This window comes from Nocardia brevicatena NBRC 12119 (genome assembly GCF_000308495.1).
Classification (GTDB): domain Bacteria; phylum Actinomycetota; class Actinomycetes; order Mycobacteriales; family Mycobacteriaceae; genus Nocardia; species Nocardia brevicatena.
This window is the reverse complement of sequence record NZ_BAFU01000068.1, coordinates 1-16467: the sequence shown is the minus strand read 5'-3', so window position 1 is coordinate 16467 and position 16467 is coordinate 1. Positions and strand designations below refer to the sequence as shown.

The 16467-nt window shown below is 64.5% G+C and carries 18 protein-coding genes and 2 pseudogenes; 6 read left to right on the top strand and 14 right to left on the bottom strand.

Going from position 1 to position 16467, the window contains the following annotated elements; genetic code table 11:
* Positions 1 to 240 precede the first annotated feature (240 nt).
* Positions 241 to 1161, bottom strand: coding sequence for an LLM class flavin-dependent oxidoreductase (locus ON20_RS18160; protein WP_040837075.1), 921 nt, complete (start codon positions 1159 to 1161; stop codon positions 241 to 243).
* 83 nt (positions 1162 to 1244) lie between these two features.
* Here ON20_RS18160 and ON20_RS18155 point away from each other — a divergent pair, with 83 nt between their 5' ends.
* Both ON20_RS18155 and ON20_RS39035 read left to right on the top strand, forming a co-directional pair.
* Entirely contained in the window at positions 1245 to 1640 is a 396-nt protein-coding gene (locus ON20_RS18155) for a winged helix-turn-helix transcriptional regulator (RefSeq protein ID WP_218002546.1), read from the top strand.
* Between the two features lie 65 nt (positions 1641 to 1705).
* On the top strand, positions 1706 to 2089 hold the full coding sequence (locus ON20_RS39035) for a TipAS antibiotic-recognition domain-containing protein (RefSeq protein WP_306306860.1): 384 nt from the start codon (positions 1706 to 1708) through the stop codon (positions 2087 to 2089).
* A 237-nt stretch (positions 2090 to 2326) separates the two neighbouring features.
* On the opposite strand, the gene ON20_RS18140 is transcribed toward ON20_RS39035, so the two are convergent.
* From ON20_RS18140 to ON20_RS18125, 4 genes are all read right to left on the bottom strand, one after another.
* Positions 2327 to 2710 (bottom strand): hypothetical protein, encoded by a 384-nt coding sequence (locus ON20_RS18140; RefSeq protein WP_040837068.1) that lies wholly within the window; start codon positions 2708 to 2710, stop codon positions 2327 to 2329.
* A gap of 176 nt (positions 2711 to 2886) precedes the next feature.
* Complete coding sequence (locus ON20_RS18135; protein WP_040837066.1) at positions 2887 to 3489, bottom strand: hypothetical protein; 603 nt, start codon at positions 3487 to 3489, stop codon at positions 2887 to 2889.
* Complete coding sequence (locus ON20_RS18130) at positions 3486 to 3773, bottom strand: hypothetical protein (protein ID WP_040837064.1); 288 nt, start codon at positions 3771 to 3773, stop codon at positions 3486 to 3488. Before ON20_RS18130 ends, ON20_RS18135 begins: the two co-directional genes overlap by 4 nt.
* The gene (locus ON20_RS18125) at positions 3770 to 4030 is read right to left on the bottom strand and encodes a hypothetical protein (RefSeq protein ID WP_157228886.1); all 261 of its coding nucleotides are present in this window, start codon (positions 4028 to 4030) and stop codon (positions 3770 to 3772) included. Before ON20_RS18125 ends, ON20_RS18130 begins: the two co-directional genes overlap by 4 nt.
* Positions 4031 to 4187: 157 nt before the next feature.
* Between ON20_RS18125 and ON20_RS18120 the strand changes: the two genes are divergently transcribed.
* From ON20_RS18120 to ON20_RS18105, 4 genes and pseudogenes are all read left to right on the top strand, one after another.
* Positions 4188 to 5063: a helix-turn-helix domain-containing protein gene (locus ON20_RS18120; RefSeq protein WP_040837060.1), complete on the top strand. Its 876-nt coding sequence runs from the start codon at positions 4188 to 4190 to the stop codon at positions 5061 to 5063.
* On the top strand, positions 5060 to 5272 hold the full coding sequence (locus ON20_RS18115) for a DUF397 domain-containing protein (RefSeq protein ID WP_040837058.1): 213 nt from the start codon (positions 5060 to 5062) through the stop codon (positions 5270 to 5272). The genes ON20_RS18120 and ON20_RS18115 overlap by 4 nt, the downstream gene beginning before the upstream one ends.
* 573 nt (positions 5273 to 5845) lie before the next feature.
* Positions 5846 to 6092, top strand: a pseudogene (locus tag ON20_RS41035) (IS701 family transposase); the annotation flags it as partial.
* A 263-nt stretch (positions 6093 to 6355) separates the two neighbouring features.
* Entirely contained in the window at positions 6356 to 7423 is a 1068-nt protein-coding gene (locus ON20_RS18105) for an alpha/beta hydrolase (RefSeq protein WP_083865049.1), read from the top strand.
* Positions 7424 to 8124: 701 nt separating this feature from the next.
* Here the strand turns inward: ON20_RS18105 and ON20_RS18100 are convergent.
* From ON20_RS18100 to ON20_RS34555, 9 genes and pseudogenes are all read right to left on the bottom strand, one after another.
* Positions 8125 to 8367: a hypothetical protein gene (locus ON20_RS18100; protein ID WP_040837056.1), complete on the bottom strand. Its 243-nt coding sequence runs from the start codon at positions 8365 to 8367 to the stop codon at positions 8125 to 8127.
* Between the two features lie 534 nt (positions 8368 to 8901).
* Positions 8902 to 9897 (bottom strand): LLM class F420-dependent oxidoreductase, encoded by a 996-nt coding sequence (locus tag ON20_RS18095; protein ID WP_040837234.1) that lies wholly within the window; start codon positions 9895 to 9897, stop codon positions 8902 to 8904.
* 143 nt (positions 9898 to 10040) lie between these two features.
* On the bottom strand, positions 10041 to 10205 hold the full coding sequence (locus ON20_RS37965; protein ID WP_218002545.1) for a hypothetical protein: 165 nt from the start codon (positions 10203 to 10205) through the stop codon (positions 10041 to 10043).
* A gap of 76 nt (positions 10206 to 10281) precedes the next feature.
* Entirely contained in the window at positions 10282 to 11244 is a 963-nt protein-coding gene (gene nrdF, locus ON20_RS18090) for a class 1b ribonucleoside-diphosphate reductase subunit beta (protein ID WP_040837055.1), read from the bottom strand.
* Positions 11245 to 11411: 167 nt separating this feature from the next.
* Positions 11412 to 11630 (bottom strand): glycine zipper domain-containing protein, encoded by a 219-nt coding sequence (locus ON20_RS18085; protein ID WP_040837054.1) that lies wholly within the window; start codon positions 11628 to 11630, stop codon positions 11412 to 11414.
* 185 nt (positions 11631 to 11815) lie between these two features.
* Positions 11816 to 14167, bottom strand: a complete 2352-nt coding sequence (locus ON20_RS18080; protein ID WP_040837232.1) for an arylsulfatase — start codon at positions 14165 to 14167, stop codon at positions 11816 to 11818.
* Between the two features lie 416 nt (positions 14168 to 14583).
* Positions 14584 to 15180, bottom strand: coding sequence for a hypothetical protein (locus tag ON20_RS18075; RefSeq protein WP_040837053.1), 597 nt, complete (start codon positions 15178 to 15180; stop codon positions 14584 to 14586).
* Between the two features lie 700 nt (positions 15181 to 15880).
* Positions 15881 to 16135 carry a DNA-directed RNA polymerase subunit beta gene (locus tag ON20_RS18065; RefSeq protein WP_040837051.1) on the bottom strand — a complete coding sequence of 85 codons (255 nt, stop codon included), beginning with the start codon at positions 16133 to 16135 and terminating at the stop codon, positions 15881 to 15883.
* Positions 16135 to 16467 (bottom strand): annotated as a pseudogene (locus ON20_RS34555) (hypothetical protein); the annotation flags it as partial. The pseudogene ON20_RS34555 and the gene ON20_RS18065, both read right to left, overlap by 1 nt.

Genomic DNA, 16467 nt, shown 5'->3' with positions numbered 1-16467 from the left:
GCATTGGACCTCGGTAAACATGAGCGCATTCGAACTTTCAGAAGTCCTGCCAAGCGTGTCTCGATGGAGCGGTCTGTACCCGGTGTCCGGTACAGGTCTGATTGGCGGAATCCGCATTTGGTTGGCAAGTGAGTGGCGCAGTTCAGGTTTGGTTGGCGAGTGGTCGAGCTTGCCGGGGGCCGGCCGCCGGTCGGCCCGGGAACCTTGAAACTGGTCCGAGCTGCAAGGTGAATCCATGTGTCACAGCTGTTGGCAGGCCTGAGCGAGAAGTTCGGTCTGGCGGAACCAGTCGCCGGCAACGAGGGTGACCACTACCCGATCGGCACCACGAGCAGCGAAAGTGTTCAGGTGTTCGGCCACGGAGCCCGTATCACCGTGGGCGAGGCTGCTCTCCGCGTACTCGACCGGGATTCCGAACATGCCGTCCGGGTCCGACAGCGAGTGGAGGATCGCTGTGTGGTCGGGAAGCGAGGGGTCGCCGTGGATGGCCACCATGGCGTTGGCTGTGATGGGTGGTGTGGCGCGACCGTTGGCTGCGGCCAGTGTTTCCAGGCGAGCGTGGTGGGTAGGGATGTCATCGGATGCTCCGAGCAGGAACCATCCATCGTGGGTAGCGGCCCGCCGGACGGCGGCATCCGACATTCCGCCGATGATGATCGGTGGCACGGTGGCCGGTGGGCTGAGCCGGATCGGGCTGGTGGCGGGGGTGCCGTCGCCCAGGTGTGTGGGCTTGCCCGAGATCAGGTCCGGCAGCAGACGCAACGCATCGTCGGTTCTTCTGCCACGTTCGCGCGCGGGCACACCTGCTGCCATCCAGGAGCGGTCGTGGCGGTCGCCGCCGACCCCGACACCGAGCAGAAGCCGGTCACCGGAGAGGTGCTGAAGCGAGGCAACCTGTTTGGCTATCCACGCGACCGGGCGCAGCGGCAGGATGAGAACACCCACACCGAGCCGGATCCGATCGGTCACCGCGGCGGCCGCGGCCAGCGAGGTCAGACTGTCCAGCACGGGTATACCGGTTCCCGCGATGAGTTGGTCGACCACCCATATCGACTCGAAGCCCAGCTCTTCGGCGTGGCGTGCGGCCGCGCCGACGTCTGCGGGGGATCCGTTGTGAGGGGACAGGGTGGGCAGTAGGACTCCGATGTCGAGATCGGCCATGGTTACCTCTCGTGTGGTCGGTGAATTCTTGTAACTATGGCGATCGTGCGGCATCCTGAGCAGTGATGGAAGAAGGCACTTCAATGTCGGTCACGCACATCGATGTGTGTGACACTGCCTCGTGCGAGATTCGGGATCTGCTCGACCGCCTTGCCGACAAGTGGTCACTGCTGGTGGTGGAGCTGTTGGGCGAAGGACAGCGGCGGTTCGGTGAACTCCAGCGTGCGATCGAGGGCATCAGTCAACGCATGCTGACACTGACACTGCGTCATCTCGAACGCGACGGCCTCGTGGTGCGCACGGTGCATCCGGTGGTGCCTCCCCGCGTCGATTACGAGTTGACTCCCCTTGGTCGCAGCCTGCTCGCCATCATCGACCCCTTGGTGTCCTGGACCCGCGAACACCGCGAGGAAATCGCCAATGCCAGAATCGCCTACGATTCGAGGTCTTCGACCGGTCCGAGCAGGCAGACTCCCTGATCTCACCGGATGGATTCCACGGTAACGGGGTCAGGACCCGGTCCGGCGGCCGGCCTGGCGACCCGGTGGTGGCGAAGTCCGGAACCAGGTGGCGAGTTGCTGCCGGGGTCGTGTGGCCGGCGGGCGCAGAATCTGCGGGTGGTGGTGAGTATGGCCGCCGACTGTGGTCCGGAGCTGGTACCGGTACCGTGAGCTGGACGTGCCGCTCAACGAGATCGGGGCCAGGGAGCGACCGGGCCAACTCGCCGGCCGAACCTCACCGGGCCTCGATGGAATTCTTCTTCGAGTACACCCACTCGATGCATGTCTGCCTGGGGTACGCCGACGATCCGGGTTTCGCCGCTTTCTACGACACTCTCGAGCCCGGTCTCGCGACCTGGCTGCGCGACATCATCAATGCCAACGCACGCGCCCACGGTATCGCCCCCGAATCGGCGATATGGGCCTGACGACGAGAACGTCGATCGGTGGCCGAATGGATCGGTGGGTCGGTCGGTCTGCTTGGGGTGACCGCACCCGGCATGGACAATCCAGACGATGCCCCGATCCGGGCTTCCCAGGTGTTGGACCGATAGGCCCGGCAGAGTTCTTCCCATCCCTTGGCCGCTTCATTCGTCGCGAAGCGGGCTTCCCATGCGCCGGGACGTCCCGGTGGGGCGACTCGATCTCCACGCTTGGCCGGCATATCACTCCTCGATGGGCGGCGGTACCGGGCCGAAGTCGCCTTCCACCGGTGCCGTCAGTTTCGCGAACAGTGCCGGATCCGCGAAGATCGCGGCGGTGCTGCGCCACTCGTGGAGGACCCGAGTGAGCACCGACCACTGGTCCAATTCCGCCGAAGCCTGGAATGCCCGGACGAAATCGGTGATGAACTGATCTCGGGCATCGTCCGGAAGAACATCCGTCCAGGGAAACGCACTCGGTACCGCCTGCTTGGCCAGGTCGGCCGGGAGATGACCGAGGATGCTCTGCATTGCCCGTGCCGCGGCGAGCGAGCCTTCGGCGCCGGCCTGTACGCGGTCTTCACGGACCAGGAGCAGGGCGGCACCGTCGCGGCGGCGGACTCGCACACCGCCCTCATCGGCGAGTTTGGCGACTCTTTGGGGTCGCGCTGTAGCTCACTCCATTGGACCTCGGTAAACATGAGTCCATTCTGAAATTTTCAGAAGTCTTGCCAAGCCTGCTTCGATGTAACACCCCGGGTGCGGCGGTACCGAACCGTCACGGCGGTGAGTGCCGCCCTACATCACAGAGAGGTGGTTCCCGTCCCGCCCGGGAATCTGTCGGGCTCCGGGAGGAGTCCGAGCAGATGTTTGCGGTTCGACGTGTCGAGCGCGAGTGCCGCCGTCCACAGCGAGGCGTCGAGGGTTTCGGGGATTCGCCACTGTTCGGGTGGGGTGGCGGGGATGTGGAGGCGGATCGGATCGAGGTCGGGGAGGTGGCGGGGGACGACGGCCCACCACTGGCGGCCGGTGGCGTCGATGGTGACGGCGGCGATCAGGTCGTCGGTGCCGGGGAGTTCTCCGGCGGCGGTGCGGATCTGCGGGGGAATATGACCGTTCTCCTCGCGGTCGTCCAATTGGTCGGCGAAGACGACGAAGACGAATCCGAAACCGAACATATCGGGACCGAGGGTCTTGCGCAGGCGGGCGGCCTGGAGGTGAATGGGATTCGGTTCGCGGTCGGATCGGCTGCCGGACAGGTCGACGGTGACGCAGTCCGTGTCGATACTCTCGCCGTTGTAGCGGAAGCCGTACAGCAACGGCATCAGTCCGGTCGGCATCGACAGCAGGTAGCGGGCGGTGATCTCGTCGACGGATTCGGCGTCGGGGTAAAGGATCTCGGTCATATGGCGATGTCCTCCGATACCGCTTTCGTCCAGAACTCGTGTCGAACCGCGTCCCACAATGGGGTGAGGTTCGGGAAGCGCTCGCGCATATCCACCAGGTCCGGTGCGTCGGTCGGAATGGTGACGGACAGTAGTGTTCTCGGCTCGGAAATATTGTCCACCTGGATGATACGAATGCGGCGGCGCTCGAGGAACCATATGGCCTGCCACTCACCCACCTCGGTGCGGTGCGTGACGCCGAGCGCGTACACGGAGGTCTCGGGGTTGGTTCGCAATCGGGTCACACCTCTGTTCGTTCGAAGTCGTACGGCTGCATGGCGAGAACTTTTCGGCCCAGCGGGGTGATCTGGTAGCGGATCCGCCACACCCGAGTGGTCATGACGAGTCTCCGGTGGGAGAGCTTCGCCAGGGATTGGCGGGTCTTCCATCCCGTGAGGTTCGCCGATTCCCTGATCTGTCGTTCCGTGAGTATCCCGCCGTAGTTCAGCGCCCGTAGAACCCGCGCCTGAGCTATGTCGAGGCTTCCGTGTTGCTCGGCCATGCGGCTATGGTGCTGTGCGTCAGCGGCTTGGAGAGTCTCAACGCGGCGCATTCACAGGATCGGTACGAACACCCAGCATGATTCCCAGGGTTTGCCTACGATGATTCCCAAGCTGAGAAACGCTGAACATGCTCGATGAGAAACAGGGGAGGCGATAATGCCGAGCAAGGCGGACCTCAGCGGCACGACACTGCCGCGTCGGCAGCTGGGAAGGGCGCTGCGCGACGCGCGTCACGCGCGGGGGTCGACACTCGACCAAGTGGCCAGGGATACGGAGTTCAGCCGTTCGACGCTCAGCCGTATGGAACTGGGCCAGTACGAGAAGATCAAGGTTCGGGAAGTCGAATACCTGTGCCGGTACTACGGTTTGCCGGAGGCGCGAACCCAGTACCTGATGGCTGTTGCCGCGCAATCGAATACGAAGGTCTGGTGGCAGGACTATCGGCACTATCTCCATGAGGGTTTCAACACCTACCTCGAATTAGAGCTGTATGCCACAGAGTTCCGTTTCTACCAACCGCTTGTGGTGCCCGGTTTGCTGCAAACAGCCGAGTACGCCAGGGCTATCTTCTGTGCCTATGCACCGGATGATCCGCAGTCGGAAATTGACAAGCGGGTCGAACTGCGAATGCAGCGCCATACGCGTCTTATGCGTCGGCGCTGGAAGGTCCGGCTCGAGTTCCTGCTACACGAGAGCGTTCTACATACAGTGGTCGGGTCGAACAGGGCTATGGTCGCCCAGTGTCGGTATATCGCCGATATGAGTACCCGTGAGGATGTAGCGGTCCGGATCGTGCCATTCACTGCCGGAATTCCCACCGGGAGTGTGATTCCGCCCTTCATGGTTCTCGACTTTCCGGACAGTGAGCCTTCCGTGGTACACGCCGAGGGGGCTATCGGCTCGATGACTTTCGAGGACACCGAAGACGTGAAGCGTTTCCGCGCGCTGTACGAAAGCCTCCGAAGAGCCGCACTGGACGAGCAGGAATCTCGAAATAGAATCAGGAAGATAGCAAGGAGATACGAACAGTGATCATCGATCTATCCGGCGCGCAGTGGTTCAAGTCGTCGCGCAGTGGGGGTGGTGGTGACTGTGTCGAAGTCGCATGGCTCGACGGTGGGCATGTCGGTGTCCGCGATTCGAAGAACCCGGCCGGTCTCGTGCTGGTGTTCACCCCGGAGGAGTGGGATGCCTTCACGGCCGTCGTGCAGGGAGGCGATTTCGGCCAATCGCCCTTCTGAACGGCGTGCTCATACCGCTGTGTGACGAAGGGCCTCGTTCTGAGAGGAAGTATCAGAACGAGGCCCTTCGTCGGCAATGCTCCATGGTTGTGAAGCGTCGGGTCTACAGGATCGAGAACAGGACGACCGGCAGTGCGAGGGTGATGAACCGGAATACGTAGCCGGCGAATTCGAGGATCGGTTGGGAGGTCATGGGAATCGAAGGTGCTTTCTCTTATTCTCTTGTCCAACGTGGTCGGTCCGGATAGCTTTTCGCCTCGATCGGCTCGGGCTACCGGGTGCAGCGCCACCGCGACCGAGGGCTTCGGCCCGGTTCCCCGGGGGATCGGCCGGGCCGTCGGAGTCTCGGCCTGTGCGGGCGGTTCGTCACGGGTCGGCAACCGTCCTCGAAACGCACCGCCGGTGCGGTCGAATCCATGGCCGCCGTATCGAACAGGTCGAATAGCGTGGTGGGCGTGCCGTATTCCGTTACCGGGATCGTCGATTCGCCATCACACTGCACGACATTGATTCCATCGAAAATCCGTCATCGCGGACAGACCCGACTTTTGCGGGCGGAAGAAGCTGTAACGCGGCGGTGGACGTCGACTACTCGCACGACGTGCCTTGACTCCCAACAGCAAGGGCGAACTCGAGATCACCTACTACATGTGCTTTGCACCCACCGGCACCGGTGACGACACCCTCATTCGGGTCGATCGGCACCCGAGTGGTCATCGAGGACTGTTTCCAAACCGTCAAGACCGAGGTCGGACTCGACCAGTATCAGGTCCGCCGCTACGACACCCGGTACCGCCACATCACCCTGGCGATGCCGGCCGGGGGTGTGCGTGGCGGCAGCTGCCGTCGGTGTTCGGGGTGAGCGTGCCGACGGCGCACGGCCGGTTCTGCGCCTGGGCCGACGGGTTCGAAACCCCACCGCGACACGTCTCGCGGCGCGTCCTTGTAGGCGATGGTGAAGGCATCCCCCACATCGGGTGATTGCGATCGAGGGTGTGAACGACGCGAAATCGGCCGCCTACCTGGAGGCGAGATCACCTCATTCCGAACCGACTTCTGAAAGTTTGGGGTATGACAATGACCATGAGGGCGAAAGTATTCAACTCCTGTCGTCCACGTTCTGTATCGAACGTCGTGGTCGGGCTGCTCATCGGTGTTCTGACCGCGGTTGATGTATCTGCTGCTTCTGCCGATCCGGGTTCTTGGCCGCCTCGAACAGCTCCCGGTGTTGTGTCGGAGGACGGTTCGCGGATAACCGGTGCCGAGTCCATCGACGACCGCAACGTTCGACTTCAGGTCTACTCCGCGGCCATGGGCAACACCTTTCCGGTGGAGGTTCAGCGACCCGCCGACACCTCGCAACCACGGCCGAGTCTCTATCTGTTGAGTGGTGTCGACGGGGGCACGAATGCTGCCTCTTGGCAGGCGCAGACCGATGTTCGTCAGTTCATGTCGGACAAGGACGTCAACCTGATCATGCCGATCGGCGGACGGTTCAGCTACTACACGGACTGGCTCGAGGACGATCCGGTACTCGGCCGCAACAAGTGGAAGACCTACCTTACCGAAGAGCTGCCGCCGCTGATCGATGCGGCGCTCGGCACGAATGGGATCAATGCCATAGCGGGGATCTCGGCCTCGGCAACGTCGGTGCTGGCGTTGCCGATCGCCAAACCCGGTCTCTACACGGCGGCCGCCGCCTACAGCGGCTGCGCCCAGACCAGTGATCGACTGGGCTCGTCGTTCGTGAAGGGTATCGTCAACGCATTCGGCGGTGGCAACGTCGAGAACATGTGGGGCCCGGTCGGTTCGCCCGCATGGGCGGCGAATGACCCTTATGTGCAGGCCGAGAAGTTACGGGGACTGGACTTGTACGTCTCGTCGGGCACTGGTCTGCCGGGCAGGTACGACACACTCGACGGACCTCGTGCTCTGTCCGGCGTCGATGAACTGGCAAATCAGCTTGTCATCGGTGGGGTGATCGAGGCGGCCACGAACTACTGCACGCACAATCTGCAAGCGAAGCTCGCCTCGCTCGGTATCCCGGCGACCTTCGACTACACCTCGGGTACTCACTCGTGGGGTTACTGGCAGGATGCACTGAAGCGGTCGTGGCCTGTGCTCGCACGCGGACTCGGCTTGTCGCGATAACCGACTGCGGTCGGCGGGCCGGTTGTGAGGTAATCGGGGTGAGGCCGACAACTGTTTCCCGTTCACGGCTGCTACAGAATCGCCACCCCGGGCGCCCTACGGTGCGAGTCCTGTACTCGAACGAAAGTAATGCGGGCCGGACGCCTTGGTTCAGGCGTCCGGCCCGCATCTCCTCGCTGCTCTGTCAGAGGATCGCGACGATGGCGCCGAGCAGAACACCGACGAAGCTCACCAGCCCAGTAACGGCGAGACCGAGAAGACTTCCGACAACGGGGAGAATCATGGCTTTTCCTTCCTGCTGTGCGTATGAACTCGATGCGAATGGTTCGAAGCCAGACAGCGCACTCCCTTCCGCAGACGTCCGGCTCATATCATGCAGCTATATCTTAAACCGCTTCTCACACCGGCGGATTCGCTTTCGCGAGCTTCGTGGAGCCGGTGAGTGCGGCGACCGGTGTCAGGAAGGAAAGAAGTGGGTTCTTTGCCGACCATGCGAAGAACACGCCTTCGCCGACATCAGGGAACCGCCAACGACTGCAAACTCCTGGCCGCGGCCTTCACCGAGGGACGCTCCCACCTGTCCGGGCCGAAAGTTTCCAGCAGCACAGACCGTCCCACCCAGGCACGAGTACATACCGAACGCTTTCACACTACGGCCACCTCGAACTCGGCCGGGTAGCCGTGGTCATGCTCGCTACAGCTCAGGAGCTTCCAGCGGATCCGCTGTGCCCGTGCCCATGCCCGTGGCCTCGACCGCCGCGGTGGATGGGATCGCCGTTGCTGTTCTCGGCCCGATCGGTGGGTGTTGTGGCCTCGTCGGTGTGTTCGAGCACCACCGGAGCGGCAAACGCGGGGGCCGCCAAGACCGCAGCAGGTGTCAGTACGAGCGTGGCCGAAACCGCGACGCGTACCAGCACGCGGCCGAGGCTCTTATCAGAAAACATCTGTACTTCCTTACTCGATTACATAGCGTCGGTCAGTGACCGCTCTGCATCCCTCGGGGTTCGTGCCCGCGTAGAGGAAGCCGGGGATCCCGTGGAACGATTCCCACCGTAGCGTTGTATCGGCACACTTCCCCGGGGTGGGATTCTTTGTGCTTCGTTCAAGTTTGCGGCCCAACCTTCAGAGGTCGTCTCATATCGAAAGTCATGCCCTGTCCGAGGCGGATGGTCTCCCGTTGGTCACCGCCGTGACGGGCGCGAATGTCCACGACAGCGGTATGTTGCGGCCGTTGGTGGCCACGATTGCGGCCATCCGGTCCCGACGTGGGCCGCGCCGCCGGGCAGCCCGAGCGGTTGCGCGCCGACAAGGGCTACGACTTCCCGCGCGGACAGACCCGACTTTTGCGGGCGGAAGAAGCTGTAACGCGGCGGTGGTCGCCGGCGGGGCAAGACCCCGCTATCCGCGTGGACCCGCCGATCGGTCTCGTGGACACAAAGCGATCGGCGGGCTCGGCGGCCGATGTCGAGCCTCGGTCGTCAGGACAGGGCGGGGAGCACCTCGCGTTCGAAGAGTTCGATACCCGAGGTGTCGTAGGCGGATTCGGGGAAATTGAAGATGGCGTAGCCGAGGCCGCGCTCGCGCACCGCGCCGAGTTTCTCGACGATCTGTTCCGGGGTGCCCACCGCGGCGCCGCCCCGGAAAAGGCTCTCGGCATACCCGCGGGCCTTCTCCTCACCCAGTGCGGGAACGAGGCGGGCGGTGTCGGCGGCGATACGTTCCCGCACCTCGGCCTCGGTGGCGCCGATCGCGACATTGAAGTTGGCGCTGCGGACGATGGCGTCGAAATCGGTGCCGACATCGGCGCAGTGGGCGCGCAGGATCTCCGATTTGTGGGTGAACCGGTCCGGGTCGTTGCCGGAGAAATTCGTGTAGTTCGCGTATTTCGCGGCGATGCGCAGTGTCTTCTTCTCCCCGCCACCCGCGATCCACAGCGGGATACCGCCCTCCTGCGCGGGTAGGGGGCGCACGATCGCGCCGTCCACCTGGTAGTACCGGCCGTCCAGGGTGGCCGTGCCGGTGCGCCACGCCTGCCGGAAGATCTGCACACCCTCGTCGAGGCGGCCCAGCCGTTCCCCGGCGGAGGGGAAGCCGTACCCGTAGGCCCGCCATTCGTGTTCGTACCAACCGCCTCCGATGCCCATTTCGGCGCGGCCACCGGAGATCAGGTCGACCGTCGCCGCCACCTTCGCCAGATAGGCGGGGTTGCGGTAGCTCATCGCCGTACACATCTGGCCCAGCCGTATCCGGGTGGTGGCGGCGGCGAACGCGGCCATCAGCGTCCACGCCTCATGGGTGGCTTCCTCGGTGGGCTCCGGCACGGTGTGGAAGTGGTCGTAGACCCAGAGAGATTCCCAGACCGGATTCGCGTCGGCGCGCGCCGCCAGGTCCCGCATCACCCCCCATTGCGCGGCGGGATCGACACCCACCAGATCGAGCCGCCATCCCTGGGGGACGAAGATTCCGAAGCGCACAGAACTCTCCTCGTGTCTCGGACCCACCGGCGTGGGTCGGATGCGGTATGCACCCACCAACTCCACTCTGTCGACACCGCGCCCGCGAGACAACGGGTTGCGCGCCGAGCGATCAGAGAGGACGGCGCTACCCCGAGGGCAGGTCACGCGGCCGCGGAGCGGGGACCGTTCCGAGCTCCGGTCGAACCGGCACCGACGAGTCGGCCCTGTTCACGCAAGTGCTGTAACGCGTCACCGCGCAGGACGTGGACATTCGGGTCGTTCACTTCGGCAAACCGCAGCGCGGTCGGACGCGGAAGAACTTCCACGATATCCATATCGCGGCGCCGGCCGAGCGGGTCCGCGGGAACGCCGCGCTCACAGGGCGGACTCGCGGATATCTCGTCAGAACTCCCAGTCCTCGTCCTCGGTATTGACGGCCTTGCCGATGACATAGCTCGAGCCCGACCCCGAGAAGAAGTCGTGGTTCTCGTCGGCATTGGGCGACAGCGCCGAGAGGATGGCGGGGTTGACCTCGGTTTCGTCCTTGGGGAACAGGCCCTCGTAGCCGAGGTTCATCAGCGCCTTGTTGGCGTTGTAGCGGAGGAACTTCTTCACGTCCTCGGTGAGGCCGACCTGGTCGTAGAGGTCCTGGGTGTACTCGACCTCGTTCTCGTAGAGTTCGAACAGCAGCTCGAAGGTGTAGTTCTTGAGCTCGTCGCGTTCGGCTTCGGTGACCTGCTCCAGACCCCTCTGGTACTTGTAGCCGATGTAATAGCCGTGCACGGCCTCGTCACGGATGATGAGGCGGATCATATCGGCGGTATTGGTCAGCTTGGCGCGCGAGGACCAGTGCATCGGCAGATAGAAGCCGGAGTAGAACAGGAAGCTCTCCAACAGGGTGGAGGCCACCTTGCGTTTGAGCGGATCGTCGCCGCGGTAGTAGTCGAGCACGATCTCGGCCTTGCGCTGCAGGTTCCGGTTCTCCTCCGACCAGCGGAACGCCTCGTCGATCTCCCGGGTGGAGCACAGGGTGGAGAAGATGGCGCTGTAGGACTTCGCGTGCACCGACTCCATGAACGCGATATTGGTGAGCACCGCCTCCTCGTGCGGGGTGAGCGCGTCGGGGATGAGGCTGACCGCGCCGACGGTGCCCTGGATGGTGTCCAGCAGGGTCAGACCGGTGAACACCCGCATGGTGAGCTGCTTCTCCTGCTCGGTGAGGGTGTTCCAGGACGGGATGTCATTGGACACCGGCACTTTTTCCGGCAGCCAGAAGTTCCCGGTCAACCGGTCCCAGACCTCGGCGTCCTTCTCGTCGGGCACCCGATTCCAGTTGATGGCCGATACCCGATCGATCAGTTTCATCTGTGTTCCCACACCTTTCCGAGTGCACAACGGTTACGAATCCTCCCCCCAGGACACTACTCCTTGGGGGTGTCCTCTCAGCGCCACACAACACCTTGTGTCCGTGTGATCTGCTCGCGGCGGATTCCCGCGTCCGCCGGAGTCGTCCGCGAACCGGGGCCGAGCGGTCAGGAGTTGGCGGGCGGGGTGTCGTCCCCAGGACCATCACCGCCGGAGCCGGACCGGGACATCGCGATGCCCACCGCGACCCCGATCGCCACCCCCATCCCCACGCCGAGCGCCAGATTGTCCAGGACGGTCAGACCCATGACGATTCCGATGGCCAATCCGACGGAGATTCCGACGGACATGAGGTTGGACCGGTCACCCTTGGAGGAATCTGCCATACCCGGACCATACCGCGCCCGGCACGGTGGCCCGGGATCAGTTCGGGGGCATCGGACGCTCACCGGGCGGGCCGGCGGATGGCCGACAATCCGCTGTGAGCGTCGCGGCGGCGGGCGACCGCGCATTACCGAGTATGCCGGCGGTGGTTTCCGCCCCGGCGACCGTCGTGATTCGACCGGTCGCCCTATTGCCGGGCCATGTGCATGCGTATCTCGCTTTCGATATCGGTGACCAACTTCCCGGAGAGGTCGACAGTGACGGTGTGCAGCGTGCCGGTGAACCGGAACGGCGGTGCGTAGTCGGGTGTCACCGCGGAGCCCGGATTGGCACCACAGGTCATCCCACCGGGATTGAAAGCGACCGGCGTGGTGACCGGGAACTCGGCCTCCCCGACCGGGTGGTGATCGATATAGAGCCGGGCGCGGCCCGGTGCGCCTTTGCCGTGGACGAGATCGGGGTCGCCGGTGGGCTCGAATTCGAAGCACAGCTCGTGGCGGCCTTCGGGCACATTCCTCGTGGAGGAGACGCTGTACAGGGCGCGCCGCACGTAGTTGTGGGCGTAGCGCAACCGCTCGCCCTCGATATAGAAGGACCAGCCGCCGACATTGGTACCCTGGCACAGTAGGACGCCCTCGGCGCCGCCGGCCGGGATCTCGACATCGGCGGTGATGGTGTGCGGGCGGTTGACCACCCGGGGAGCGACAGCGGCGGGCAGCGTCTCGGTATCGGGGCGGAGGGTGTAGGAAAGCCGCGCCGGCGTGAGCTGCGGGCGCTCCACGACCAGCCGTTGCATCCCGCTGCCGTCGATGGGCAGTACCTGGTATTTCCCGGCTTCCACGTACCACAGCGAGATCATTTCGATGAGCTTGTCCCGGTGCTCGACGGCGATATCGCGGGTCTCGGCGAAGTCCTCGGCGATGTGGTACAGCTCCCAGTGATGGGCGTCGAGCTCGCCGAGGTCCTCGGCGGTGATGGGAGTGCCGAAGGGCTTACCCGCCTCCGTGAAGGAGGGACCCGGCCAAGGGCACACGGCCCGCCATCCGTCGTGGTCGATCGCGCGGTGGCCGAGCATTTCGAAGTACTGCGTGTGATGTCGGGTGGGTGCGGTCGGATTGTCGAAGGTGTGCGCGAAACTCACTCCGTGCAAGGGCGATTGGGTTACGCCCCTGATGGTGGCCGGGGGGTCGATTCCGAGCGCGTCGAGGACGGTGGGGACCATATCGACCACATGCGCGTACTGGGTGCGTACCTCGCCCCGCGCCGTGATACCGCGCGGCCAGTGGACCAGGAAGGGGTCGCTGACACCGCCGCGGTAGGTTTCGCGCTTCCACCGGCGGAAGGGGGTGTTGCCCGCCCAGGTCCATCCCCACGGATAGTGGTTGAACGTGGTCGGACCGCCGAGTTCGTCGATGGCGCGCAGGCTGTCCTCGACCGTTTCCTGGGCGTTGTTGAAGAACTGCAGTTCGTTCGTGGTACCGGTGACCCCGCCCTCGGGGCTGGCCCCATTGTCGGAGACGAGCATGATCAGCGTGTTGTCGAGCTCGCCGGTCTGCCGGAGGAAGTCCAGCAGGCGCCCGATGTGGTGATCGGTGTGGGAGAGGAATCCGGCGTAGACCTCCATCATCCGCGCGGCCAGGCGGCGCGTATCGGGCGGCAGCGACTTCCAGTCCGGCACGTCCGGGTCGCGGTGCGACAGCCGCGTATCGGGCGGCACGATGCCCCGCTGCCGCTGCCGGTCGAAGGTTTGTTCGCGGTAGGCGTCCCAGCCGTCGTCGAACCGGCCTCGGTAGCGGTCGGCCCACTTCTTCGGCACATGGTGCGGGGCGTGGGTCGCCCCCGTGGAGAAGTTCAGGAAGAAAGGCTTGCCCGGTGCGACCTGTTTCGCACTGGCGATGAAGGAGATCGCCTTGTCAACCAGATCCGAGGTCAGGTGATAGCCCGCTTCCGGGCCGGCAGGCGGCTCGACCCGGTGGTTGTCGTAGACCAGGTCCGGGTGCCACTGGCTGGTATCACCACCGAGGAAGCCGTAGAACCGTTCGAAACCCCGGCCGAGCGGCCAGCGATCGTACGGGCCGGCGGCGGATTCCTGCTCCGAGGGCACCAGATGCCATTTGCCGACCATGTGGGTGTTGTATCCGTGCCCCAGCAGCATCTCCGAGAGGAATCCGTTCTCGAAGGGGATGTTGCCGTTGTAGCCCGGATACCCTGTGGCTATTTCCGTGATGCCGGCCATCGCGTTGGCGTGGTGATTGCGTCCGGTGATGATGCACGACCGCGACGGTGAGCACAGCGCTGTCGTATGCATGTTGTTGTACAGCAGCCCGCCCTCGGCCAGCGCGTCGATATTCGGGGTGGATATGGGGCTGCCGTAGCAGCCGAGCTGCCCGTACCCGGTGTCGTCGAGCACGATGAACAGTACGTTCGGCGCTCCCGGCACGGCCCGCACCGGTTGCGGCCACGCGGGGCTCGATACATCGGTCGTCCGCCCGACGATTCCGGGAAAAGCGGTTCCCGGCCGGTACTCCTTCGGTGACATCTCTCGCTCCTCCGTCCCGCCGGTCGGCACGCATCGCTCCGGCCGGCGCGTAGGTCTTCGGAAATGCTGCTCTCGGCACGGTCACATCGAGAGAACCGATCACCGCCGGCCCGACTTTCCGAAGGACGCAGAGATGCGGCACTGCTCCCGTAACGAGATGGTTCGGCTCGGTGACTCGTCGGAATTCTCGTTCTGCAGTTCTCGAGGCGCGGTCCTGGTCGGCGCTCTCGCCGTATGCCACGGCGCTCACGAAGTAGCCGGGCTGCCGGAAACGAAACCTCCCACGGTGGTACCCACCGGATTCCCGGTGGTCCGCAGGAGTCGTAGCGGCGTCCACGGTAGGGAGTCGGGGGTGGTCGCCGTGAGGCCGGTAACCGGGGCCCGCTGTGAACGCGTACGGAGTCGCCGACCGCGCGTTATCCGATGTGTCGGCTGTCGTCCGGACTGTCCGCCTCCGGAAGCAGCCGCAGCAGGTGTTCGCGGTTCGACGCGTCCAGCGCGAGAGCCGCCGTCCACAGCGAGGCGTCGAGGGTCTCGGGGAGCCGCCACTCCTCGGGCGGGGTGGCGGGGATGTAGATGCGCACCGGTTCGAGGTCGGTGAGGTGGCGGGGGACCACGGCCCACCACTGTCGGCCGGTGGCGTCGATGGTGACCGCGACGATCAGGTCGTCGATGCCGGGCAGTTGTTCGGCGGCGGCGCGGACCTGGGCGGGTATGTGGCGGTTCTCCACGCGGTCGTCGAGTTGATCGGCGAAGACGACGAAGACGAACCCGAAACCGAACATCTCGCGGCCGAGCGTCTCGCGGAGTCGGACGGCGCACAGGTGGATGGGGTTGGGGTCGCGCTCGGCGCGTTCTCGGGTCAGGTCGACGCTCACACAGTCCGCGCCGATGCCGGCGTGGTCGTAACGGAGGCCGCACAGCATCGGCATCAGACCGATGGGCATCGAGAGAAGGTAGCGGGCGGTGATCTCGTCGATGGATTCGGCGTCTGGGTATCGGATTTCGGTCATGTGGTGGTGCCTACCCGTATTGCTCGAGTCCAGTATTCGTGTCGGAGCGCATCTCACAGATCTGTGGGTTCGCGTGCCGTTCGCATATCCGCCGGATCCGGCGTGGTGATGGACAGCAGCGTTCTTTCCTCGGATATGTTGCTTACCTTCGTGATTCGGATGCGTCGATCACGCAGCCGCCGGACGGTCGCCGGTGACGGTGCCGTGCGACGTGCCGAGAGCGGGTACGAGAGGCCTCGGGTTCGTATGCAACCGTTTCACACCTTCCGCCAACGGAAAGCGAACGGTCTGCCGGCCAAGGTTTTTCGATGGGCCGGTACCCCGGCTCGTCACTGTCCGGGCGGATGACTACCGGAATGCCCCTGGTGCACCGCCGTTCAGGCCGGTGGTGAAAGCGGACGCGGATAGGAATCGCCCGCCTTCAGGCAGGAGAGGATGTCAACCGGAAAGGCTCACTGCGGTGGTGGGGGCCGGTGCGGCGGCGGTCCGCATCGGGCACAGCCGGCCGGGAGCCGCCGGCTCTCCGCTCCGGGATGGACTGTGTGGCCGTTCACCGAGGAGGGATCCAGGCGCACCGGGTTCCGGTTCCCACCGCCAGGTCGCGGACCGGCCTGTTTCGCATCATTGCCCCTCTACACCGCATGTAGACCACGAAACCGCCGTACACCGAAGGACCGGTGTACGGCGGCTCCGACAGGGGTCAGCCCGAGAGGTCGTCGACCGATGAGGATTCGTTCCGGGACAGGGTGATGCCCAGGTTGGCCGCCGCGCGCTCCAGATCCTCGTCGTCCCCGTCGCGCATCTCGATGGCGGCACCGTCGGAGGACAGCACCTCCACGTTGAGGCACAGTGACTGCAGTTCCTTGAGCAGCACCTTGAACGACTCCGGGATGCCGGGTTCGGGAATGTTCTCACCCTTGACGATGGCCTCGTAGACCTTGACCCGGCCGACCACGTCGTCGGACGCTCACGAACCACACGCTCCATCCGGGACAGGCCGACCCGGATCTGGTTCTGGATCAACTCGCCGACGGTGCGCAGGCGACGGTTGCCGAAGTGGTCGATATCGTCGATCTCGACCGGCACCTCGACACCACCCGGGGCGGTCATCGTCTTGTCACCCGCGTGCAGGCGCACCAGGTACTCGATGGTGGCGACAATGTCCTCGCGGGTGAGCACCGAACCGGTGATCGGCTCACCCGGGTGCAGGCCGAGCTTCTTGTTGACCTTGTAGCGGCCGACACGCGCCAGGTCGTAGCGCTTCTCCTTGAAGAACAGGTTCTCCAA

Excerpts from the sequence above, each read along its gene's own strand:
- ON20_RS18160 (WP_040837075.1), bottom strand. The coding sequence starts at position 1,161 with ATGGCCGATCTCGACATCGGAGTCCTACTGCCCACCCTGTCCCCTCAC.
- ON20_RS18155 (WP_218002546.1), top strand. The coding sequence starts at position 1,245 with ATGTCGGTCACGCACATCGATGTGTGTGACACTGCCTCGTGCGAGATT.
- ON20_RS18135 (WP_040837066.1), bottom strand. The coding sequence starts at position 3,489 with ATGACCGAGATCCTTTACCCCGACGCCGAATCCGTCGACGAGATCACC.
- ON20_RS18125 (WP_157228886.1), bottom strand. The coding sequence starts at position 4,030 with ATGGCCGAGCAACACGGAAGCCTCGACATAGCTCAGGCGCGGGTTCTA.
- ON20_RS18120 (WP_040837060.1), top strand. The coding sequence starts at position 4,188 with ATGCCGAGCAAGGCGGACCTCAGCGGCACGACACTGCCGCGTCGGCAG.
- ON20_RS18105 (WP_083865049.1), top strand. The coding sequence starts at position 6,356 with ATGAGGGCGAAAGTATTCAACTCCTGTCGTCCACGTTCTGTATCGAAC.
- ON20_RS18100 (WP_040837056.1), bottom strand. The coding sequence starts at position 8,367 with ATGTTTTCTGATAAGAGCCTCGGCCGCGTGCTGGTACGCGTCGCGGTT.
- nrdF (WP_040837055.1), bottom strand. The coding sequence starts at position 11,244 with ATGAAACTGATCGATCGGGTATCGGCCATCAACTGGAATCGGGTGCCC.
- ON20_RS18085 (WP_040837054.1), bottom strand. The coding sequence starts at position 11,630 with ATGGCAGATTCCTCCAAGGGTGACCGGTCCAACCTCATGTCCGTCGGA.
- ON20_RS18080 (WP_040837232.1), bottom strand. The coding sequence starts at position 14,167 with ATGTCACCGAAGGAGTACCGGCCGGGAACCGCTTTTCCCGGAATCGTC.
- ON20_RS18075 (WP_040837053.1), bottom strand. The coding sequence starts at position 15,180 with ATGACCGAAATCCGATACCCAGACGCCGAATCCATCGACGAGATCACC.